Below are 22,915 nucleotides of genomic sequence, written 5' to 3' on the forward strand. Positions count from 1 at the left end.
GATAACACCGACGCTCAGAAATGATGATTTCGTCAGGATCCTTGACTGACGGTCTACTCATGAGTGACGATATCGTCATTCACTTGAGGAGAGCTCATGAATAGACACATCGACGCTCACGCCGATCTGCACAGCGAACAGGGCGCACGGCGCGGTGAACACCCCGGCCGGGCGCCGAACCCGATCGTCAAGGTGCACGATCTCGCGTGGCTGGAATTCGCGAAACCCGACCTCGACCGGGCCGAAATGTTCGCTCACGCCTTCGGATTCACCACCGCCTCACGGACCCGAGATGAACTGCAGCTACGGGGAACCGACGCTGGAACGCCGTGCGTGATCATTAAGAAGGGCCCCCGTTCCCGATTCCTGGGAGCGGCGTTCCTCGCCGCCGATGACGCGGACGTGCTGCACCTGGCCGAGGCCACCAGCCGTCGTGTCGACCGGCTGCCCGAAAGCCTGGGCGGCATCGTCGTCGAGTTGGCCGACCCGAACGGGAGTTCGGTACGCGTGGTCTCCGGCGTGCGCCGGTTACCCGCACTGCCCGCGCAGACTCCGGTCACCCTCAACGTCGGACGCACGGCGGAACGGACTAACGCGACGCAGCGCCCACCACGGGAGCCGGCGTCGGTGCAGCGGTTGGGTCACGTGGTGCTGCAGAGCACCACATACCTCGAGACTTTGAATTGGTATCTGCAGCATCTGGGAATGGTCGTGAGCGATTTCCAGTACTACCCCGGCCAGCGGCAGCGCGGGCCGGTGATGAGTTTTATCCGCTGCGACCGTGGCGACACTCCCGCCGATCATCACACCGTGGCTCTCACCCTCGGCCCGTCCAATCGCTACATGCACTCGGCGTACCAGGTCTGCGACCTCGACACCTTGGCCGCAGGCGGCGAATACCTGCGGGAGCGGGGTTACCGTCGCTCGTGGGGGATCGGCCGTCACATCCAGGGCAGCCAGATTTTCGATTACTGGCGCGACCCGGACGGTTTCCTGGTCGAGCATTTCAGTGACGGTGACATGTTCGACGCCGCCCTCGAACCTGGCTGGGCGCCGATGAGCGTCTCCGGTCTGGCGCAGTGGGGCCCGCCGGCGACCAGCGATTTTCTCGGTACCGCTCCCGGCCGGGAGTCCCTGCGCGAACTGCGCGCGATGATCTCTTCGCTCCGCGGAGACAACGAGTTCGACCTCCAACGCCTTCGTGGCCTGTTGAAAGTAGCTTCTTCATGAGTATTTCCGTCCTCCGCACCCACGACGGCTGGTGGGTGCAGACCCCGCGCGGCGCCGCCCCGGTCGACTCCGCTGCCACCACGACGGCCGCACTTCTCGCCGATCGGGCGGCGATCGAGGCCGCTGCCACGGCCACGGCCACGGTCCCGATCGACACCTTGGAGCTGCTCTCGCCGGTCACCGCCCCGTGCCGAGTAGTGGCGCAGATGACGAATTACGTCTCGCACGTGAAGGATTCGGGAATGAACCCGGATACCGTCCCGCTGACGTTCTTCCGAAAGGCGTCCGGTTCGATCAGTGGCCCGTCCGCGGACGTGATCAAACCCGACCATGTTCGGTTCCTCGACTACGAGGTCGAGGCGGGATTGGTGTTCGGCCGATCCGTTCCGGTGGGTGCCTCGATCGACGAGCACAACATTGCAGACTTCGTCGCCGGTCTCGTCATCGCGAACGACGTGTCGGCCAGGGACGTGCAGCTCCCGAAAACGCAGTTCTACGAAGCGAAGTCGTATCCCACCTTCACCCCGGTCGGCCCGGCTTTGGTGCTGTTGGAGGAGGGCGATTTCAAGCGATTCGATGATCTTCGACTGCAGCTGCGCGTCAACGGCGAGGTCCGGCAGAACATGACGGTCGGGTCAGACATGATCTACCGGCCGGTGCAGGCGCTGCAGGCATTGACCAAGTTTCAGCGACTCGATGCCGGAGACCTGCTGCTCACCGGCACTCCCGGAGGTACCGCTCTGAAGGCGCCGTCCAAGCCGGTCGAGATCATCGGCTCGCTGCTGCCGCCTGCGGTCAAGTGGAAGTTCTTCTTCAAGGCTCAGGCGAAGAACCCCCACTACCTGCAGGACGGCGATGTCATGGAGCTGTCGATCGCCACGGACGACGGTGTCCTGGACCTGGGGATCCAGCGGACCGTGGTCAGGTTCGCCCGGTGAGTGCCCTGGCCTCGGTGACCGGGATCGGCCACATCGACGCGATCGTCGAGGACGGTTCGGTGGTCGTCACCGTCGCCGCGTCCGCTGGTGCCGCCGTCGTACCCGCGCTCGATCGCTACCCACTGGTCTGGCGGCTGGAGGTGACGGCATGAGCGTGGAGCACTACCCGGTCGTCATCGTTGGAGCCGGACCCACGGGAATCACCGCCGCCACCCTGCTGGGGCAGTACGGCGTCGACGTCCTGGTGCTGGACCGGTGGATTGGCGTCTATCCGCAGCCGCGGGCGGTACACCTCGACGATGAGGTCTACCGCATCGTCGCCCGACTCGGGCTGGCCGAGGAGTTTGCCGGCATCTCCCGCCCGGCACAGGGTTTACGGCTCGTCGACCGCGAGACGAGAACGCTGGCCGAGTTTCGTCGCGACCCGGCAAGCAGCGCGCACGGCTTCCCGCAGGCCAACATGTTCGACCAACCGGAATTCGAACGGCTGTTGCGCACCGGGCTGGCCAGGTACGACACCGTGCGCTTGCGCGAAAACAGTGCCGTCACCGTGGTAGTACACGAACGCGACTGTGCGCGAGTGGCATTCACCGACCGCCTCACCGGTGAACGTCATTTCGTTCGAGCCGGGTACGTCCTCGGCTGCGACGGCGCGAACAGTGTGGTCCGGTCGTCGATCGGCTCGCGCATGCAGGATCTCGGATTCGAGCAGCGCTGGCTTGTCGTCGACATCGCCACCGACGCCGACCTGCACCAGTGGGAAGGTGTTCATCAGGTGTGCGATCCGGTCCGCGCCGCGACGTACATGCGGATCGGTGGCAACCGCTACCGGTGGGAGTTCCGGCTCCGGCCCGGGGAGAGCGCAGCGGACTTCCAGGACCTGGGGGCACTGCGGCCCCTGATCGCTCCCTGGACCCGGCAAGTCCCTGATACCGACCTCGAACTGGTCCGGGTCACCGACTACACCTTCAAGGCGCAGGTCGCCGACCGGTGGCGCGACCGCCGCGTCTTCCTGCTCGGCGACGCAGCGCACCTGACGCCCCCGTTCGTCGGACAGGGGATGGGGGCCGGACTTCGCGACGCCGCGAACTTGGCCTGGAAGCTCACCGGCGTCCTCGACGGCACCCTTCCCGACAGCTGCCTGAACACCTATGAGCAGGAACGGAAGCCTCACGCCCACCACATGATCCGACTCGCGACTACGATCGGCTGGGCAATGACCGAGGGCGGTCGCGTCGGTAACGTGGTACGAAGGCGCCTCGCTCCCTTGGCCGGACGGATACCGGGAGTAGCCGCGAAGATCACCGACAGCACCACCCCAGCGCTGCGCCGCTCAGAATTCGTCCACCGGCCCGCGCCCGCATGGGGGCTGGCCGGAAACCTGTGTCCCAACCCAATTCTCGACGGTGACGGCCGTCGACTCGACGACAGCACGCCCGCACGGTTCCTGCTCGTCACCACGATCGAGCCGTCCGCCGGCCAGCGTTACGAGATCGAACGCCGCGGCGCCGTCGTCGTGCCCGCCCCGCCCAACTCCGACCTGGGTCGCTGGCTCGCCGACGGGCACGCGATCGCGGCCATCGTGCGACCCGACCGCACCGTCATGCAGGCCGGGCGATCCCTGGCCGCCCTTTACACGGGAATACCGGCTTTCAGGTCGCGCACGTAGAGACCGGGTGCGTCGCCGAGGACGGTGTGCTCGTCGCTGCCCAGGCGTGTACTCGCGGCGATGCGCTCGCCGGCCCGTTCCGAGACCCAATCGGCCCAGGATTCCCACCAGCTGCCGGTCTTCTTCGTCGCCGCGTCGAGCCACGCCTCGGGATCGGGTCCCGGCTCTCCGCCTTCCCAGTAGTGGGACTTCGGGTTGCCGGGCGGGTTGACGAGGCTGGCGATGTGTCCGGAGAAGCTGAGCACGAACTTGGTGTCGCCCGACAGCAGTTGGGTTGTGCGGTAACAGTTCTTCCAGGAGGTGAGGTGGTCGGCAATCGCGCCGGAGACGAAGGTGGGGACGGTGATCCTGCCGAGGTCGACGGGCGTGCCGAGCGCGGTCATCGCTCCCGGCGTCGCAAGGGCGTTGTTCTCGAAGATGTCGAGGAACTGGACGTGCAGCGCTCCGGGCAGATTGGTGCCGTCGGCGTTCCAGGAGAGGATGTCGAAGGCCGGCGGCGTCCGTCCCATGAGGTAGTTGTTGACCACGTAGTTGAAGACGAGGTCGTTCGGGCGCATCCACGTGAAGGCGCTGCCCATGTCGCGTGCCGAGATGATGCCGTTTCGCCGGGATCGCCCCTTCACCAGCTGCAGCAGTCTCGGTCCCGAGAACGCCGCGAGGCCGGCCGGGTCCGCGAAGTCGAGCATTGTCACGGCGTACGACATGCTGTGCACGCGGGTGTCCCCGGTGGCGGCGAGGTGGTTGAGCAGGGCGGTGGTGATGAGGCCGCCGGCGCAGAAACCGATCACGTTGACGTCATCACTGCCGGTGATTTCCCGGACCTCGTCGATCGCGTCCGACACACGTTGCGCGTACGTGTCGAGGTCCCAGTCACCCTGTTCTGCTTGCGGATTACGCCACGCGAGCATGAACGTCTGCAGTCCGCGGGACACAGCGTGCTCGACGAAGCTGCGGCCGGGACGCAGGTCGAGGAAGTAGTAGCGGCCGATCGGCGGCGGCACCACGAGCACGGGGCGCTCGTACACGGTCTCCGTGGTCGGCGTGTACTGCAGCACCTCGGCGACCTCGTCGCGGGCGACGACGGCACCCGGCGTCACGGCGAGATCGACGCCGACCGTGAAGGCGTCGGGATCGATCATCCGCGGCATCCCACCGTTGTGGCGCAGGTCGGACACATAGTTGCGGGCGCCACGAACCAGGCTCATCCCACCGGTGTCGAACGCCTCTTTCACCGCCGCCGGGTTGGTGGGCAAGTAGTTCGTCGGTGCAAGCGCGCTGGTGAGGACGGTCGATACGAACGCCGCTTCCCGCGCGTGGCGGTCATCGACCCGTCGGCCCAAGTCTTCGACGACACTTTCGACCGCGTCGACGGATGCAAGGTAGGTCTGTTGCACACGGCGGTAGATCGGATTGTTCGTCCAGGCCTGATCGGTGAACCGCCGATCGCCCGCGGCCGGCCCTACATCCGAGCGGCCCACGGTGATCTTCGTCAGCTCGCGCCCGAGGCGAAGCGACTCCTCGAGGACCACTCGGCCCTGCCCGACGACTCCCGTCACGGCGTTCAGCGCGTTCCGTGCGCGCCCGCCGGCACGGTCCTCATCCTCGGGGGTGGCGTTGGGTATCACGAGTGCGATCTTCGGCTCCGCTGTCTTGCTCAACGGTTCTCCTTCGTCTGTACCAGGACCAGCACCCCGTGGCGGGGATAAGTCCCATGGTGGACCGCAGCATAAACACCTTTAATGGTTACTCGCGCGTAATCCAGAGTTTCGAGCAAGATCATTTCGACACCGTTGGTACTTGTGTCGAATATAAATACTCGAGGCGAGTCTGTGCCCGAATAATGTTCGACAGCGGGTTCTTTCGCGTTGCAAGTCACGAATATATGAAACCGCCGGGAACGGGTAAGTATGCGGCGGCGAGTAATACTGCGCGCTCCGCAAAAGGGCATTCCGGAAGAATCGCCCATCACCGACAAGAACCGAGGTGCGGTTTCCGGTACCCGTTTCGATGCTTGCGACGCTCGGCCCGCTCTCGGTCACCCGACGGGCACCTGCGGATGTGCGGGTGCCCGCGCGCAGTGGTGGCGCATTTTTGCGCACCCGGGTAGCGGATCTGGTGATTGACCCGCGCGTACTCGCACCGCATCGTAGATGTATCACCCCTCGCCATCGGAGTTTTCGACGGCGATTCACTGACTTACGTCCTGCCCGACGCATGAACCGTGCTCATGCTGCCCGCGCACGATACAGCTAGGAGACGCCATATGACTTCCACCCAGACCTCCCTCGCGGACCTTCAGATTCCCGAAGCCCGCGACTACCCGATGTTCGTCGACGGGGCGTGGGTGGAAGCTCTCGACGGTCAGTGGAGTGAGGTGACCACTCCTATTCTGCGGAAGCACGTGATCGGCCGTGTGCCGACCTCGAGCGCCGAGGACGTCGACAAGGCCGTCCGTGCTGCCCACAAGGCCTTTCCGCGTTGGAAGTCTCAGCACTTCACCGCCCGCGCCCGGATTCTGTCGAAGATCGCCGACGCCATCGACGCCCGCGCCGAGGAGCTCGCCCGGCTGACCGCCCTCGACACCGGAAACGCGCTGCGCACTCAGGCCCGCCCCGAAGTGCAGACCCTGGCGAATCTGTTCCGCTACTTCGCCGGTGTCGCCGGCGAGATCAAGGGCACGGTCCTGCCCGCTGGGGATGACCAGCTTCAGTACTCCCGCCAGGAGCCGCTCGGCGTCATCGGCTGCATCCTGCCCTGGAACTCCCCGTTGATGATCGCCGGATTCAAGATCCCCGCTGCCCTCGTCGCGGGCAACACCGTCGTGGTCAAGGCCGCCGAAGCAGCCCCGCTGAGCGTGCTGCTCCTCGCCGAGATCTGCGCCGAACACCTGCCGGCCGGTGTCCTCAACGTCATCACTGGAAAGGGCTCTGTGGCGGGCGAAGCGCTGGTCCAGCACCCGGACGTCGACAAGGTTTCCTTCACCGGCTCCACCGAGGTCGGGCGACGCGTCGCCCGTGAAGCGGGTGGCCGCCTCGCACACGTCTCCCTCGAACTCGGCGGTAAGAACCCGTCGATCGTCTTTCCCGACGTCGATATCAACGACGACTTCATCAACCAGCTGCTGCTCTCGACCCGCGTACACAGGCAGGGCCAGAGCTGCACCGCCGGCTCCCGGCTGTTCCTGCACCAGGACATCTACGACAACGTCCTCGACCGGCTCGTCACCACCCTGGCCGGGCTGAAGGTCGGCAACCCGTTGGACGAGGCCACGGACATGGGCGCCATCATCAACGAGGCACAGTTCGCGTCGGTCTGCGGTTTCCTCGACGACGGCCTCAGCTCGAACAAGGTCTCGACGGTCCTCGACGGCTCCCCCGACAAGGTCGGCAAATCCGAGGGCTACTACATGGGCCCGACGGTGTTCTCCGGAGCCGACAACTCCTGGCGCCCGTCCCGGGAGGAAATCTTCGGACCCGCCCTCGTCGCCATCCCGTGGACCGACCACGCCGACGTCGTTGCGATGGCCAACGACTCGCACTACGGGCTCGCCGCCTACGTCTGGACACACAATCTCGATTTGGCGCTGTCCACTGCCCACGCCCTGGAAACCGGGTGGGTGCAGGTCAACCAGGGTGGCGGCCAGATGGTGGGTCAGTCCTACGGCGGCTACAAGCAGAGTGGCCTGGGCCGCGAGGTGTCACTCGAGGGCATGATCGCCGGTTTCACCCAGACCAAGCAGGTCAACGTGCGCCTGCGCACACTCTGACCCCTCGCTTCCTTACTCTGGACTGAACGGAATTCCATGACTGTCGGACCACTGAACGACATCCTCGTGCTCGACCTTTCCCGTGCGCTTGCCGGCCCGATCGCCGCCATGATGCTCGGCGATCTCGGGGCCCGGGTGATCAAGGTCGAAGCCCCCGGCACCGGCGACGACTCCCGCACCTGGGGACCGCCGTTCGTCGGGCCGCAAGACGACCCGCAGTCGTCGTACTTCATGTCGGCGAACCGGAACAAGGAATCGATCGTCCTCGACCTCAAGAGCGAGGACGGGCGCGAGGCGCTGCGCAGGCTGATCCGGCGGGCGGACGTGCTGATCGAGAACCTCCGGCCCGGAGCCTTCGACCGCCTCGGCTTTCCGACCGACGTGCTCGAGGAGCTCAATCCACGGCTGATCACGTTGTCGATCACCGGATTCGGCCACGACGGCCCGGAAGGATCCCGCGCCGGCTACGACCAGATCGCCCAGGGCGAGGCCGGCCTGATGTCCGTGACCGGAACCCCGGACGGCGAGCCCACCCGTATCGGGGTGCCGATCGCGGACGTCCTCGCCGGCGTGCACGGAACCGCGGGGGTGTCGGCGGCGCTGGCATCCCGGGAAAAGACCGGCAAAGGCATGGTGGTGCGCACGTCGCTGCTGGCCGCGGCGGTCAGTGCCCACACCTTCCAGGGCACCAAGTGGACGGTCGGCGGACAGGTCGCGCAGCGGTCCGGCAACCACCACCCCCAGATCGCACCGTACGGCAGCTTCCGGTGCGGCGACGGATACGTGCAGATCGCGGTCGGCAGTGAGGCGATCTGGGCGAAATTCGCTCCCGTCGCCGGGCTGTCGGCGGATGACCCCCGGTTCACCGTCAACCGGGACCGGGTTGCCAACCGCGACACGCTCATCGCCGCTATCGAAGCGGACTTCACCAACCGCACCAGGGCCGAAGTCCTCGCCGCCCTCGAAACAGCCGGTGTGCCTGCGGGATCGATCCGCACCATCGACGAGGTCTACGAATGGGAACAAACCCGTAGCCAGGGACTCCTCCTCGAGGTCGACCACCCAGTTGTCGGGCCGGTGCAACTACCGGGTCCCTCGCTGCGAATGGAAACCGCGGACGGACAGTCATTGGTCCGTACTCAGCACGCTCCCCCTCCGGTTCTCGGTCAGCACACCGAGCAGATCCTCGACTGGATCGGCAGTGGCAGTCTGGTCGACCAGTTCGACTCCGAGGTCACCACGCGGGCGTAACAAATGCGGTAGTCGGTGGGCGGCGTTGCAGGAGAAAGTGTCCTGCAACATCGTCCATACGGCGCCCCACCCTGCCACCGATCACGAGGGGGCGCGTGTCACTGCGATGTGTCGGGGCCTGCGGGCTTCGGGTGTCGCGGTTCCGGGAGCAATTCGTCTCGGCGGCTGAGGATCTCTTCTTGGAGTACGCGTCGAACTGCTTGCACGGCCGGATTTGTCAGGCTTGCCCTGCGCGCCGCGATGGAGAAGGAGAGGCGGACGTCGACCAGGTCGGCCATCACCCGGCGAAGGTCGGGATGCTGGTCGGCCATGAATGCGGGAAGCAAACCGATACCGCCGCCGGCGCGTGTTGCCGAAACGTGGGCAAAGATGTTCGTGGACATGAATTTAGCGGTCACGCCGGGCAGGTGCCGCTCGAGGTCGAGGTCTCCCACTTGCAAGAGGGAGTCGACGAAGAAGATCAGCGGGTGGGCTGTCAGCTCGTCCATGGTGGCGGGTTCACCCTGATCACGTAGATATTGTTCGCTGGCGTACAGGCCTAGCGAGTATTGGCAGATACGTTCCGAGACAAGCCGACTGCTGATCGGGGTTCCGACAGCGACGGCAATATCGAATCCCGCCGGTTGCAGATTCAGTTGCCTTGTTGCGGTGATGAGTTCCACAACGAGATTGGGGTGGTTCATGCGAAGTTTAGCCAGGGCCGGGGCGACGAACATCGGTCCGAACCCGTCCGGTGCAGTGACGCGAATTGTGCCGCGGAGCGTATTTTCACTGATACCGGCGACCACATCCGCGGTTTCCTGGACTGCTTCCTCGATGAGCCGGGCCTTTTCTGCGACGGATCGCCCGACGTCGGTCAATTCCCAGCCGTCCGCGCTGCGCTGTAGCAGACGAACTCCTAGAGCCTTCTCCAGTGCATTGACACGCCGCGAGACAGTGGTGTGGTCGACACCCAGGTCCTTTGCCGCCGATCGACGGCGTCCGCTCCGCGCGACCGCGAGCAAATACCGAAGGTCATCGGATCGAATGCCTCTCGCATCGATCGTGACCGGCGGGGCGGCCTCGGCATTGCCCTTCTCCGATGCCTGCTCGTGCCGACCGTCGTGGCCGTCAGCGCTGGTCATCGTGGCCGTTCCCCCGAACGCTCTCGGCAGTGTGAGCCGACGGCGCGGTGCCTTGCCGTGCTTGTGTATGCGAAGTTGCGACAAGCAGCGTGTGCAGGTCGATGCTCAGACGACGCAGCACTTCAGGATCCACGGCGGAGACATCGTCGACGACCCGTGCGGCCGACACCGCCGCAGCCCGCCCACGATCGGTGATGGTCACGAGGGTCTCGCGTCGGTCGACGGGGTTGGTCGAACGGGTGACCAACCCGGTGCGCTCGAGTCCGTCGATCAAGGACGTGATCGTGGTGGGATGCCGGTCCAGGGTGCGGCACAGAAGCGCTGTGGATATGACTCCATTCGGTGCCGCGTCGACCAGCGACAGAACCTCGTACCGAGGAAAGGACAGTTTGAACGGACTGAGGGTGGCATCAAGCTTGCGAACGATCAGTTTCTGCGTCTGCAGGACCGCCGCGATCAGTGCTGTCCCCGAAAATTCCGTTGCATCAGAACAGGATTGCTCTGTTGCTGCCGGTTCCGTAGCGGTCACGAAAGGTCTCCTTTTTCACCAATGCTCGAGTCGACGAACTGCACGCCAGTGGCCGGCAATCGACCCAAATGAGACCAATTGCCCTGCACTCCGACCTCCGGGACGACTTCCCATCCCACACTCGGAGGATCCGGCTTTTCGCCGCCCGTGCCGGACGAGGACTAGCAATGTTCGTGGATGTCCAACTATAGTACTTCCAACTTCTCCGATCTGAAAGGGTCGAATCGTATGTTTACCTTGACCGATGACGAGCGGGCGATCAGTGAGACGGCCCGTGACTTCGCGGCCGAGCATTTGGCGCCGTTTGCCGTGGAGTGGGATCAGTCCAAGCATTTTCCGGTGGATGTGCTGCGTAAGGCGGCGTCGTTGGGGATGGGCGGGATCTACATCCGGGAGGATGTGGGTGGCTCGGAGTTGACCCGGGTGGACGCGGCCCGGATCTTCGAGCAGCTCGCGAGGGGGTGTCCGTCGATCGCCGCGTATATCTCGATCCACAACATGGTGACGTGGATGATCGACAGGTTCGGCACCGAGGAGCAGCGCCGTGCGTTCGTGCCGGGGTTGTGTGCGATGGATCAGTTGGGTAGTTACTGCCTGACCGAGCCGGGTGCCGGGTCGGATGCGGCGGCGTTGAGCACCCGGGCGGTCCGCGACGGTGACGCTTACGTCCTGAACGGGGTCAAGCAGTTCATTTCCGGGGCGGGGACGTCGGATGTGTATGTGGTGATGGCCCGCACGGGAGACAGCGGGCCGAAGGGGATTTCCGCGTTCATCGTTCCGAAGGAGTCGGCGGGGCTCTCGTTCGGGCCGAACGAGGTGAAGATGGGCTGGAACGCCCAACCGACCCGGCAGGTGATCTTCGAGGATGTGCGGGTGCCGGCAGTGAACCTCCTCGGCAGCGAGGGGGGTGGTTTCCGGATCGCGATGGCCGGTTTGAACGGGGGCCGGCTCAATATCGCGGCGTGCTCGGTCGGCGGTGGGCAGGCGGCGCTGGAGAAGGCGGTCGCGTATCTCGCGGACCGGAAGGCGTTCGGTGCGCCGCTGCTCGACTCGCAGGCGTTGCAGTTCCAGCTCGCCGACATGCGCACCGAACTCGAGGCGGCCCGCACCCTGTTGTGGCGGGCCGCGGCCGCCCTCGACGAGGGGGCTCCGGAGGTGGTGGAGCTGTGTGCGATGGCGAAGCGGTTCGCCACCGACACCGGTTTCGAGGTCGCCAACCGGGCGCTGCAACTGCACGGCGGGTATGGCTATCTGGCCGAGTACGGCATCGAGAAGATCGTCCGGGATCTGCGGGTGCACCAGATCCTCGAGGGCAGCAACGAGATCATGCGGGTCGTCATCGCCCGCAGCATCGTCGGAAATAAAGGAGCGGCAGGGTGAGCGACCTGAATTCGGAATCTGAGGTCATTGTCGACACGCGGGATGGTGTGGGCCGGATCGTGCTGAATCGGCCCAGGGCGATCAACGCCCTCAACCACGGCATGGTCGGGCAGATCGCGGCGGCGTTGGCCGCATGGTCCGATGATGATCGGGTGCGGGCGGTGCTGCTCACCGGGGCCGGTGAGCGGGGGTTGTGCGCGGGCGGGGACATCGTGTCGATCTACCACGACGCCAAGGAGGGCGGCACCGGGTCGCGGGAGTTCTGGCGGGACGAGTACATCCTGAACGCGGCCATCGCGAACTACCGGAAGCCGTATGTGGCGATCATGGACGGCATCGTGATGGGCGGCGGCGTCGGGGTCTCCGCGCACGGCAGCGTCCGGATCGTCACCGAGCGGTCGATGATCGGGATGCCCGAGACCGGGATCGGGTTCGTCCCCGACGTCGGCGGCACCTACCTGTTGGCCCGCACCCCCGGGGAGTTGGGCACCCACATCGCGTTGACCACCGCCCGGCTCAGTGCCGGTGATGCGATCGCGTGCGGGTTCGCCGACCACTTCATCCCCTCGGAGAAGATCGACGCGTTCGTTCAGAAGCTGTCCGACACCACGGTGGAGGACGCGCTGGCCGCGTTCACCGAACCCGCCCCGCCCTCGGAGTTGGTGGCGCAGCAGGGGTGGATCGACGCCGCGTACTCCGCGGGCAGTGTTCCCGAGATCGTCGCCCGCCTGCGCGGCAGTGGGGTGCCCGAGGCTCAGAAGGCGGCCGAGCAGATCCTGTCGAAGTCGCCGACCGCGTGCGCGGTCACCCTACGGTCGTTGCGCCGGGCCCGGGCGGCGGGCAGCCTCGAGGAAGTGTTGAACGAGGAGTTCCGGGTGTCCGTCGCCTGCCTGAGCTCCCCTGATCTCGTCGAGGGCATCCGGGCGCAGGTCGTGGACAAGGACCGCAACCCGCAGTGGTCACCCGCCACGATCGACGAGGTGACCGACGAGGACGTCGACGCGTTCTTCGCCGCGCTCGGGAACCTCGAACTCGGCCTCACCCCACCCACCCCCGCCCCGACAGCCGCAGCCGTCCCGGCAGCGGTTTCGACCAGCGACACGCGTCCAGGAGGGACTGCATCATGAGCACGATCGGATTTCTGGGACTCGGCCACATGGGTGGTCCGATGGCGGCCAACCTCGTCAAGGCGGGGCACACGGTGGTCGGTTTCGACCTCGCGCCCGCCGCCCTCGAGCAGGCCACCAAAGACGGTGTCACCGTCGCCGAGTCGGCCGTCGACGCCGTCCGCGAGGCGGAGGTGGTGATCACGATGCTGCCGAACGGCAAACTCGTCCTCGGCCTGTACAAGGAGATTTTGCCGGCCGCGAAGCCGGGCACCCTGTTCATCGATTCGTCCACCATCGACGTCGCGGACGCCCGCGCGGCGCACGAGGAGGCCGTCACCGCCGGGCACCGCTCGGTCGACGCACCCGTCTCCGGTGGCGTCGTGGGCGCGGCCGCGGGCACGCTCGCGTTCATGGTCGGCGGCACGGCGGACGACTTCGAGGCCGCGAGGCCGCTGCTCGAGGTGATGGGCAAGAAGGTTGTGCACTGCGGGAACCCCGGGAACGGTCAGGCCGCGAAGATCTGCAACAACATGATTCTGGGGGTGTCGATGATCGCCATCAGCGAGGCATTCGTCCTCGGCGAGAAGCTGGGACTGAGCAACCAGGCCCTGTTCGACGTCGCGTCCAACGCGTCCGGCCAGTGCTGGGCGCTGACCACCAACTGCCCGGTGCCCGGACCGGTCCCGACCAGCCCGGCCAACAACGACTACCAGCCCGGCTTCGCGGCCGCGCTGATGGACAAGGATCTCGGTCTCGCCGCGAACGCGCTGAAGACCAACGGCGTCGAGGCGGACCTCGGGCTGCGTGCCGCCGAACTGTACAGCCGGTTCCACGCCGCCGGTGGTGGTGGTCAGGACTTCTCGGCCATCATCAACGACATCCGCGACCGTTCTACCAAGGGAGACCAGTGACCGACTTCGAGACCATCCTGCTCGACCGTAAGGGCCGGGTCGGGATCATCACCCTGCACCGTCCGAAGGCGCTCAACGCCCTGAACTCACAGCTGATGCGCGAGGTCGTGTCGGCGGTGGAGGAGTTGGAGAAGGATCCGGAGATCGGGGCCATCCTGATCACCGGATCGGATCGGGCCTTCGCCGCCGGCGCGGACATCAAGGAGATGCAACCCAAGTCGTACATGGACGTCTACCTCGACGACTTCTTCTCCGCCTGGGACAAGGTGGCCGCGGCCCGCAAGCCTACGATCGCCGCGGTCGCCGGGTACGCGCTCGGCGGTGGATGCGAGTTGGCGATGCTCTGCGACATCCTGATCGCCGCCGACACCGCGAAGTTCGGGCAACCCGAGATCAAACTCGGGGTCATTCCCGGGATCGGCGGCTCGCAGCGGCTGACCCGGGCGGTCGGCAAGGCCAAGGCCATGGAACTGTGTCTGACCGGCCGGAACATGGACGCCGAGGAAGCCGAACGCGCCGGACTCGTCTCGAGGATCGTGCCCGCCGCGGACCTACTCGACGAGGCCCTGCAGACCGCGACCACCATCGCCGACATGTCGCTACCGGTCGCGATGATGGCGAAAGAAGCGGTCAACCGGTCCTTCGAAACCACCCTCACCGAAGGAATCCGGTTCGAACGACGAGTCTTCCACTCCACCTTCGCCACCGAAGACCAAAAAGAAGGCATGACCGCGTTCGTCGAAAAACGCCCACCAGCCTTCAAACACCGCTAGTGAGGCGGCTCCGCCGCCCGTGCGTGGTCCGCGAGTGCATAGACTCGTTAACCACTCACGGGCGCGGAGCGCCTATGTTTTACCCATCCTGCGGAAAGGTGACAGCTAATGGAGAATTCCGTTCCCGTCGTGAGGGTCGAATCCGTCGACCTGGTCCGTGACGGTAGGTTCCTCCTGCGCGACGTCACTCTGCAGGTCCGGCGCGGCGAACACTGGGTATTGTTGGGCGCCAACGGTGCAGGCAAGAGCACGTTGCTCTCGCTGCTCGGAGCAACCGCGCACCCCACGGCCGGCACCGTCCACGTTCTCGGTCACCGGCTGGGCCGGGTCGACATGCGGGAATTACGAGCGCACATCGGTCACGTGAATCCGCGCCATATGGTCCGGGCGCCGCTGACCGTGCGGGACGTCGTCCTCACCGGCCTGACCAACACCCCCGAGTTTCCACCGCGGTGGGCACCGACCGACGCGCAGGTTATGCGCGCGGAGGAACTCGTCCACGCCCTTGGGATGGGGTCACGGTTGAATCTGCTGTGGCCGACCCTGTCCCAGGGTGAGCGCGGCCGCGCCCTGATCGCCCGCGCCCTCATGGCCGAGCCCGAACTCTTACTGCTCGACGAGCCGGCGACGGGCCTCGATCTTGCGGCGCGCGAACAGCTTTTGACTTCGCTCGACGATCTGCGCGCCCAGGACCCCGACCGCGCCAGCATTCTTGTCACGCACCACCTCGAGGAAATCCCCACCACGACCACACATGCCGTTCTCGTGCGGGAAGGTGTCATCGTCGCGCAGGGCCCGGTATCGGACGTTCTCACGACCGCCAACATCAGCGACTGCTTCGACCACTCCATCACCATCTCCAACGAGCACGGGCGCTGGGTGGCGCAGACACGGGTTCCCGTAACCGTCGGCTGAGTGGCTGGAACATCGCCGTCGCCGGCGGCCGCTGACGCTACCGCGCCCGGGAGCCGATCCGCGGGACCAGCATCGGCACCCGCGAGCGGTAGGTGCGATAGTCGTCGCCGAACGTATCCACCAGGTCATGCTCCTCGAAGCGCACCGCCACCAGGATGAACCCGGTGGTCCCGACAGCGAACAACAGTCGGCCCCAGGACATCGTCGGCGCCACCCAGAACGCGATCACGAAACCCGCGTACAGCGGGTGCCGGATCACCCGGTACAGCATCGGCGTCCGAAAGGCACTGGGAAGAGCCGACTTACCGCTCTGATTCCGCAGGACCTGGCGCAACCCGAACAGATCGAAGTGATCGATGGCGAACGTTGCCGCCAGTACGAGAGCCCATCCGCCGAGCGACACCGCATACAGTGCGACGCGGACCGAAGTGTTCTCGACGTTCCAGATCTGCTCGGGCAGCGGACGCCACTGCCACATCAGCAGCGCCAGCGCCGCCGTGGCGAACAATACGTATGTCGAGCGCTCCATCGGCTGTGGGACGATCCTCGTCCAGCGTCTCTTGAACCAGGGCCTGGCCATCACCGAATGTTGCATGGCGAAGACCGTCAATAGCGCCAGGTCGATGACCACGGCGACCACGACGGGGGCGTCGGGACCATCGTCGATCGTGTGAGGCACGACGAGCCCCTCGACCCATCCGATCGCATACACGAACACGATCAGGAATATGGCGTAGACCACCATTCCGTATGCGGTGATCAGGGTGCGGGCGACTCCCCGCGTGTGCGGTGCTCGCGGCTTTTCGACCATCTCGGCCATAGTGTTTCTCCGATCGCTGGATTTTTCCGACGCACCGAAGTCTCCGATTGGGCGAGGAGTGGAACAAGGAACCCTGGGGTGAAAGTCACTGCACCCTGTGGAGGTCTGAAGACAAGCGGAATCTTGGATTGCGCGCTCAAAGATTCTCTCTGCGTTGTTCGACAACCCATGCCGCGATCTGTGTGCGTGAGGTGAACTCCAACTTGGTCAGAATATGTTCAACGTGCCCCTGAGCGGTGCGAGGGGAGATCACCAACCGGGTGGCGATCTCCTTATTCGTCAGTCCCTCGGCGATCAGTTCGGCGACCTCCCGCTCGCGCTTCGTCAGGTGTGCGGCAAGAGCGGAAGGTGGAGGTTCAGCCGGCAGCTGCTCACCCAAGGCGTAGGCGATTGCGTCACCGAAACTCAGACCCGCCCCGTCCCGATGAGCGGCGGCGAAGGTCTCCTTGCTCAGAGCATGTCGAGTCGCGCGTTCGCACGCTTCCTGGTACTCGCTCATATTGGGCAAGACGACGATCGGACTTCCCACGGACCGGCTGAGCTTTTCCGAGGCTGCCAGCAGCACGACCGCACGTCGCGCGTTCTGGTCCTCGGCGGCGATCCATGCCATCGCCTGCAGGCTGAAGCTGGCGTTGAGCCGGTCGTTCACCTCGAGGTCGGCCCGCAGTGCCTGTTCGAGTAGTCGGACCGCTCGTTCACGCTCACCGCGTCGCCATACCGCGACCGCCAGCCCCCACAAGCAATACGACCGAAACACCGATTCACCCCGTGCATCGGTGATCACCAGAACGCGCTCATAGCATTCGATGGCGTGTTCGGTGTCGCCGAGGAACTCGTCGGCCAAGCCGAGACCGACGAGCGCTACAACCTCGACGACATCGTTACGGCCGGCGTAGGTTCGGACAGCCTTCTCGAGATAAGCACGTGCGTCGAGAGGTTGTCCACCGAACAGGGCAGCGTAGCCCAGTGCACTGTCGATGTGTGCGCGTACCAACGGATCTCGTGTCCGAGCCTCGAGTTCGTGTGCATCCTCCACCAGGGCCGCCGCCGCCTGCAGGTCGCCCTGGACGCCAGTCATCATGCTGCCGACGTAAAGTGCTTTGGCGTGATCGACGGTCGGCTGGGTCGGTTGACGGGCGAGGAGTCGGTCGAGCCATCGCCTGCCTTCGCTGAGCAAACCCCGGGAAAGCCAGAATGGGTACAAGGCGGCCACGATCCGGAGTCCGGAGGCTGGGCTCTCGGAGACACAGGATTCCAATGCGTCCCGAATATTCGGGTGCTCCCGCACGAGTACGGTGATCAACGCGAGCTCGCGGGAGCTGATCCACTGCGATTCCGTGTCGAGTACCAGGCGCTCGCACCAGTTTCGGTGTCGCTGACGCAGTTCGGCATGCTCGCCGCTCTCCTGCGCCTTTTCTCGGCCGTAATCGCGCACGGTCTCGAGCATGCGGAACCGCATCTCGGCACCGGCCGGCTCCCGTATCAGAATCGACTTGTCGACGAGGTAGGTCACCGTGTCGAGTATTTCCTGCGCGGGCAGATCTGCGCCGCACACTTGTTCGGCGGCGTCGAGGTCGAAACTACCGGCGAAGACCGACAGCTGCGACCACAGCCGCTGCTCAGCCGGTGTACACAGGTCGTAGCTCCAGTCGATGCACATCCGGAGCGTTTGTTGTCTCGACGGCGCATCCCGACTGCCCTGGGTCAACAGTACGTACCGGTCGGTCAAGCGTTGCAGAATCTGTTCCGGCGTCATTGCCCGCAACCGCGCGGCGGCGAGCTCGATCGGTAACGGGAGCCCGTCCAATCGCTGGCAGATCCGAGCGATCGTGGTCTTGTTGTCCTCGGTGACCTCGAATCCCGGGGCCGCGGTAGCTCCGCGTTCGGCGAACAAGGTGATCGCGTCGTTGCCCGCCATCCCTCGCGATAGGTCGTCGGGATCCGGGACGCCGAGCGGTGGCACAAGCAGCACCGCTTCCCCGCTGATGCCGAGTGGTTCGCGACTGGTGGCGAGAATCCGCAGCCGCGGGCATGTGCGAAGCAGGGTCTCGGTGAGCTTGGCGACCGCGGACACCAGTTGCTCACAATTGTCCAGCATCAGCAGCTGTTCGCGCCCGGCGAGGAACTCGACGAGCACCTCGGGTATGGGTCGCGCCGATTGGTCACGTAATCCCAGCGCGTTCGCCACCACCCCCGCCAACAGCAACTCGTCACGCAACTCCCCGAGCTCCACCAGGGTGGTGCCATCGGCGAAGTCCCGGCGCACCTTGCCGGCGATACGGAGCGCAAGACGGGTCTTTCCGACCCCACCGGTGCCGGTCAGGGTCAGCAGCCGCGCGTTCGACAACGCGTTCCTCGCCTCGGTCAACTCCGTGTGGCGGTCGACGAAGCTGGTCAACTCCAGCGGGAGTTGACCCCCTCGCCCCGAATCGGCCGACCACGACGGTACAGGCCAACCACCTTTTTCGGGAGGGGCATCGGTCGCGGCTCCCGACTCGGTGGTGTGCAGAGCGATATCCTCGACCGCGAATCCATGCCGTAACTGGGCTTCGCGCAGATGTTGACTCAGCTCCGCGGCAGATGGGCGCGTCTCGGGATCACTGGCCATGGTCTGTTCGATGATTGCACTGACGTCCTCGGGAACGCCGTGCTCGCGGGGGTCCGGTACCGGCTCGGATGTGATCCGCACGAAGTGTGCCATCAATTGCTCGCCGCTGCGGCGTTCGAACGCGGCATGGCCGGTGAGCGCCGCGAACAGGGTGGCGCCGAGCCCGTACACGTCCGCGGACGTGCTCGGAGGGCGTCCGGCTACGACTTCGGGGGCGATGAACGCCGGTGACCCGGTGACGACCCCGGTGGTCGTCTCGAACCCGCCGGTGATGTGTGCGATGCCGAAATCCGTCAATGCCGGCTCGCCGTAATCGGTGAGCAGTATGTTCGCGGGCTTGATGTCGCGATGGAGGATGCCGACCTTGTGGGCGGCGTCCAAGGCAGCGGCCATCTTCACCCCGAGCCGGAGCACATCGGCCAGCGGAAGCGGGCCGTGGCGCCGGATTCGGGCATCGACGGAGCCCCGGGCGCAGTAAGGCATCACGATGAAGGGGCGACCGTTGCCGGTGACGTCGGCATGGAGAATGTTGACGATGTTGGGATGACCGGTCAACCGGCCCGCCGCCCGTTGCTCTCGCATGAACCGTTCCCGGTTTTCCTGGTCGAGATCGGCAGTCAGGACTTTGACAGCCACCGAACGTTCGAGCGAGGCCTGCGTGCACCGGTACACGATCCCGAACCCGCCACGACCGATCTCGACAGCATCCTCGAACCCCGCCGCCGCGAGCTCCGCCGTGACCGCACCGGACACGTCGCGTTGGGTCGCGAATGGATCCACGTTATTCATCGACACATCTCTTCACGGTGCACGTCGACCTGCCCGAGAACCTCTCGAGTAACACCTAAGGATATCGCCAGGCGGCCTCACCGCGGTCGAATCCGATACCGAAAGTGATGAGCTGCGATGACGAACGATGCGCGCTCGAACCACCACGCTCGTCACCGGCGAACCAATCTGGCTGCGCAGAGCCAAGACTGGCGGGAACATGGCACTGTGACCGACCGGACCAGACCCCTTACGAACTGACCATGCTCGCTAACGTGCGCGCTACCTCCGGGATCGCCGCATGTGAAGGCACTGACCCACGTCAGCGTTCTTCGTGGCAGTCAGGTCTCGTCGACTTCACCTGGGAAGGGTGATGCCAGGGGCGCCGTCGAATCAGAAGACTGGGGGCCGTGGGTGCGGAACCCACCACAACCCTTTTTGCGAGGAGTGCCGATGTCCGCCGATTTCGCCGATCGCACCGATTTCGACAATGCCAACCGTGGTCTTGTCGCCGTGCTCGAACCTGCGCAGGTCCGCGCCGATGACGGCCGGGTGGTGTACGACGCCGAGGGCTTTGCCGCGGCGACCACCGGTGACTGTCCCGACACGGTGAACCCGAGCCTCTGGCGCCAAGCACAGTTGACTGCGATCCACGGACTGTTCGAGGTCACCGCGGGGATCTATCAGATCCGTGGCTACGACCTGTCGAACATGACGCTCGTCGAGGGCGAGACCGGGGTGGTTGTGATCGACCCGTTGGTCTCTGCCGAGTGCGCCGCGGCCGGGCTCGCGCTGTATCGCGCGCATCGTGGCGACCGCCCGGTGACCGCTGTCATCTACACCCACTCTCACATCGACCACTTCGGTGGCGTACTCGGTGTCGTCGACGCCGACACCACCGTGCCGATCGTCGCCCCCGAACATTTCTTGGAGCACGCGGTCTCAGAGAACGTCTACGCGGGCGGTGCGATGCTGCGGCGCGGCATGTTCCACACCGGAATCGTGCTGCCCGTCGGCGCGACCGGCACCCTGGGGGCGGGCCTCGGGCCCAGCACATCGAACGGAACCGTGGGACTGCTCGCACCCACGCTCGATATCACCCACACGGGGCAGGAGGAGACGCTCGACGGCGTCCGCATGGTGTTCCAGGTGACGCCGGGAACCGAGGCCCCGTCGGAGATGAACTTCTTCTTCCCCGACCATCGCGCGCTCTGCTTGGCGGAGAACGCGACCCACAATCTGCACAATCTGTTGACGTTGCGGGGCGCGGAGGTGCGCGACGCACGCAACTGGTCGCGGTACCTCACCGAGTCGATCGAGATGTTCGCATACGACTCGGACGTCGCCTTCGCCTCGCACCACTGGCCGACCTGGGGTACCGACGAGCTGATCGGGTACCTCACCGAACAGCGCGACCTCTATGCCTACCTTCATGATCAAACGCTGCGCCGCCTCAACCAGGGGCAGGTGGGCACCGAAATCGCTGAAGACTTTCCGATGCCGCCCGCTCTGGACGCCGCGTGGCACACCCACGGCTACTACGGCTCGGTCAGCCACAATGTGAAGGCGATCTATCAGCGCTACCTCGGTTGGTACGACGGCAACCCGGCGCACCTGTGGCAGCACCCCCCGGAGGCGGCAGGCGCCCGCTACGTCCGTGCGATCGGTGGAATCGATGCCGCCGTTGCGAGGGCCAGGGAGTTCGCTGACGAAGGTGATCTGCGTTTCGCCGCCGAACTCGCGAGCCATGCGGTGTTCGCCGAGCCGAATCACGCCGGTGCCAAAGAAGTGCTCACCGACGTGCTGACCCGACTCGGCTACGGCTCCGAGTGCGCGACGTGGCGGAACAACTTCCTCGTCGGCGCAAGCGAGGTCGATGGGCCGCCACATCCAGCCGAGGTCAGTGCGGCGGGCATGGCTACCGCGCTCACCATCACGCAGATCTTCGACAGCATCGCGATCCGCATCGACGGTCCGCGGGCCTGGGATGTGTCGGCGACGATCCGCTGGCACTTCACCGACGTGGACGAGACCTACCGCATGGAGTTGTCGAACGGCGTGTTGATCCACTACCCGACAAAGCGGTCCGATCCGGCCGACCTCGTGGTGAAGCTGACGAAGCCACAGTTGCTCGGCCTGCTGGCCGGATCCGGAACCGACACCATCACTATGGACGGCGACGCGACCGCCATCACCAGGATCGTCGAACTGACCGACGCCCCCGACCCGGCATTCACCATCGTCACCCCGTGATCGCGTCGAGTACCACCGATCGATTGCCTGAAGCGCCCGGCGAAAGTCCTCGCCGGGCCGCGGCATACCGTTCGAGCACCTAATTCTCCTGTGGCGCTTGCTCACCAGGTGAAGGTGCGGATCGGTCGGTCACCCACGCGCCCGGTTCGGAAGGCTTGCGGTTCGGTGGTAGTGCCCACGCGACCCGACACCGATCCTCACCGACACAGCGAACAACGGGGCCAACTGTCTTGCTGCATCGTCCAACTGGTGGACATACTTGACGTGATGACAATCCCGATTACGTGTGAGAGCCTCCGGAAGGGTGCGATTCCGATGCCAGCGAACCAGCCCGCCTCCTCCCCTGTGCAGCTCTACGCCGACTTCCGCCGCCAACACCCCCACACCGCGATCCCGGCCGACTACGTCACCGAAAGCGGGTTCCACCTCGGTCGTTGGCAACACCGCCAGAGGGTGGCGCACATGCTCGGCACCCTGCCACCGCACCGCATTGCGGAACTCGATGCGATCGGGTTCGTGTGGAGCGACGACGATACCCCACTGCCTACCGTGTCCCGGATCGACGGCAAGCGGCGGCGAATGCTCACCGAAATCGCCGCGTACCGCGAAGAGCATGGGAACGCACTGGTTCCCGCGAACTACGTCACGGCGGACGGGGAGCAGGTCGGTCAGTGGCTCTATCGGGCGGTGAAGAAGTGGCGGGCCGACGCACTCCCGGACGACGAGCGTGGCCCGCTCGCCGTTCTCGGGGTCTCCCCCAGTCCGCGCCCGCGGGGGCCGCGCACATCGGCCCAGCGCACCGGATCGGCGGTCCGTCACCCTGGCCGGCGGCCACCAGCGCGGATCTGAGCACCAATCCGGCTGGCCGCAC

At 65.5% G+C, this 22,915-nt stretch carries 18 protein-coding genes; 13 read left to right on the forward strand and 5 right to left on the reverse strand.

Annotated elements, in window-relative coordinates:
- Positions 1-96 precede the first annotated feature (96 nt).
- The 4 genes from HYG77_RS14875 to HYG77_RS14890 are packed head-to-tail and all read left to right on the forward strand — an operon-like array spanning position 97 to position 3,837.
- A complete protein-coding gene (locus HYG77_RS14875; protein WP_208963084.1) occupies positions 97-1,230 on the forward strand; it encodes a VOC family protein in 1,134 nt (377 codons plus the stop codon).
- On the forward strand, positions 1,227-2,168 hold the full coding sequence (locus tag HYG77_RS14880) for a fumarylacetoacetate hydrolase family protein (RefSeq protein WP_208963085.1): 942 nt from the start codon (positions 1,227-1,229) through the stop codon (positions 2,166-2,168). The genes HYG77_RS14875 and HYG77_RS14880 overlap by 4 nt, the downstream gene beginning before the upstream one ends.
- Positions 2,165-2,320, forward strand: coding sequence for a hypothetical protein (locus HYG77_RS14885; protein WP_208963086.1), 156 nt, complete (start codon positions 2,165-2,167; stop codon positions 2,318-2,320). Before HYG77_RS14880 ends, HYG77_RS14885 begins: the two co-directional genes overlap by 4 nt.
- Positions 2,317-3,837 (forward strand): bifunctional 3-(3-hydroxy-phenyl)propionate/3-hydroxycinnamic acid hydroxylase, encoded by a 1,521-nt coding sequence (locus HYG77_RS14890; RefSeq protein WP_208963087.1) that lies wholly within the window; start codon positions 2,317-2,319, stop codon positions 3,835-3,837. The genes HYG77_RS14885 and HYG77_RS14890 overlap by 4 nt, the downstream gene beginning before the upstream one ends.
- Here HYG77_RS14890 and HYG77_RS14895 read toward each other — a convergent pair.
- Complete coding sequence (locus HYG77_RS14895; protein WP_244461322.1) at positions 3,801-5,495, reverse strand: alpha/beta fold hydrolase; 1,695 nt, start codon at positions 5,493-5,495, stop codon at positions 3,801-3,803. The two genes, HYG77_RS14890 and HYG77_RS14895, sit on opposite strands and share 37 nt — an antisense overlap.
- A gap of 605 nt (positions 5,496-6,100) precedes the next feature.
- Between HYG77_RS14895 and HYG77_RS14900 the strand changes: the two genes are divergently transcribed.
- On the forward strand, positions 6,101-7,603 hold the full coding sequence (locus HYG77_RS14900; RefSeq protein WP_208963088.1) for an aldehyde dehydrogenase family protein: 1,503 nt from the start codon (positions 6,101-6,103) through the stop codon (positions 7,601-7,603).
- 36 nt (positions 7,604-7,639) lie between these two features.
- Positions 7,640-8,854 carry a CoA transferase gene (locus tag HYG77_RS14905; protein WP_208963089.1) on the forward strand — a complete coding sequence of 405 codons (1,215 nt, stop codon included), beginning with the start codon at positions 7,640-7,642 and terminating at the stop codon, positions 8,852-8,854.
- A gap of 98 nt (positions 8,855-8,952) precedes the next feature.
- On the opposite strand, the gene HYG77_RS14910 is transcribed toward HYG77_RS14905, so the two are convergent.
- A complete protein-coding gene (locus HYG77_RS14910) occupies positions 8,953-9,978 on the reverse strand; it encodes a LysR family transcriptional regulator (protein ID WP_109325650.1) in 1,026 nt (341 codons plus the stop codon).
- Entirely contained in the window at positions 9,965-10,507 is a 543-nt protein-coding gene (locus HYG77_RS14915) for a MarR family transcriptional regulator (protein ID WP_109325649.1), read from the reverse strand. Before HYG77_RS14915 ends, HYG77_RS14910 begins: the two co-directional genes overlap by 14 nt.
- Positions 10,508-10,735: 228 nt before the next feature.
- Here HYG77_RS14915 and HYG77_RS14920 point away from each other — a divergent pair, with 228 nt between their 5' ends.
- The 5 genes from HYG77_RS14920 to HYG77_RS14940 all read left to right on the forward strand — a co-directional run bounded on the left by HYG77_RS14920 (position 10,736) and on the right by HYG77_RS14940 (position 15,595).
- Positions 10,736-11,887, forward strand: coding sequence for an isobutyryl-CoA dehydrogenase (locus tag HYG77_RS14920; RefSeq protein ID WP_208963090.1), 1,152 nt, complete (start codon positions 10,736-10,738; stop codon positions 11,885-11,887).
- Between the two features lie 5 nt (positions 11,888-11,892).
- Positions 11,893-13,014: an enoyl-CoA hydratase/isomerase family protein gene (locus HYG77_RS14925; RefSeq protein ID WP_208963388.1), complete on the forward strand. Its 1,122-nt coding sequence runs from the start codon at positions 11,893-11,895 to the stop codon at positions 13,012-13,014.
- Entirely contained in the window at positions 13,011-13,907 is an 897-nt protein-coding gene (gene mmsB, locus HYG77_RS14930; protein ID WP_208963091.1) for a 3-hydroxyisobutyrate dehydrogenase, read from the forward strand. Before HYG77_RS14925 ends, mmsB begins: the two co-directional genes overlap by 4 nt.
- Positions 13,904-14,680 carry an enoyl-CoA hydratase gene (locus tag HYG77_RS14935; RefSeq protein WP_208963092.1) on the forward strand — a complete coding sequence of 259 codons (777 nt, stop codon included), beginning with the start codon at positions 13,904-13,906 and terminating at the stop codon, positions 14,678-14,680. Before mmsB ends, HYG77_RS14935 begins: the two co-directional genes overlap by 4 nt.
- 108 nt (positions 14,681-14,788) lie before the next feature.
- On the forward strand, positions 14,789-15,595 hold the full coding sequence (locus HYG77_RS14940) for an ATP-binding cassette domain-containing protein (protein WP_109325640.1): 807 nt from the start codon (positions 14,789-14,791) through the stop codon (positions 15,593-15,595).
- 37 nt (positions 15,596-15,632) lie between these two features.
- Here the strand turns inward: HYG77_RS14940 and mddA are convergent, their stop codons facing one another.
- Positions 15,633-16,415: a methanethiol S-methyltransferase gene (mddA, locus tag HYG77_RS14945; protein WP_109325639.1), complete on the reverse strand. Its 783-nt coding sequence runs from the start codon at positions 16,413-16,415 to the stop codon at positions 15,633-15,635.
- A 136-nt stretch (positions 16,416-16,551) separates the two neighbouring features.
- On the reverse strand, positions 16,552-19,812 hold the full coding sequence (locus HYG77_RS14950; RefSeq protein WP_208963093.1) for a protein kinase: 3,261 nt from the start codon (positions 19,810-19,812) through the stop codon (positions 16,552-16,554).
- Between the two features lie 432 nt (positions 19,813-20,244).
- Between HYG77_RS14950 and HYG77_RS14955 the strand changes: the two genes are divergently transcribed.
- Together HYG77_RS14955 and HYG77_RS14960 are read left to right on the forward strand one after the other, a co-directional pair.
- Positions 20,245-22,044 (forward strand): alkyl sulfatase dimerization domain-containing protein, encoded by a 1,800-nt coding sequence (locus HYG77_RS14955; RefSeq protein WP_208963094.1) that lies wholly within the window; start codon positions 20,245-20,247, stop codon positions 22,042-22,044.
- Positions 22,045-22,359: 315 nt separating this feature from the next.
- The gene (locus HYG77_RS14960; RefSeq protein WP_208963095.1) at positions 22,360-22,893 is read left to right on the forward strand and encodes a helicase associated domain-containing protein; all 534 of its coding nucleotides are present in this window, start codon (positions 22,360-22,362) and stop codon (positions 22,891-22,893) included.
- Positions 22,894-22,915 lie beyond the last annotated feature (22 nt).

Source organism: Rhodococcus sp. ZPP, from assembly GCF_017656075.1.
Lineage (GTDB): Bacteria > Actinomycetota > Actinomycetes > Mycobacteriales > Mycobacteriaceae > Rhodococcus_F > Rhodococcus_F oxybenzonivorans.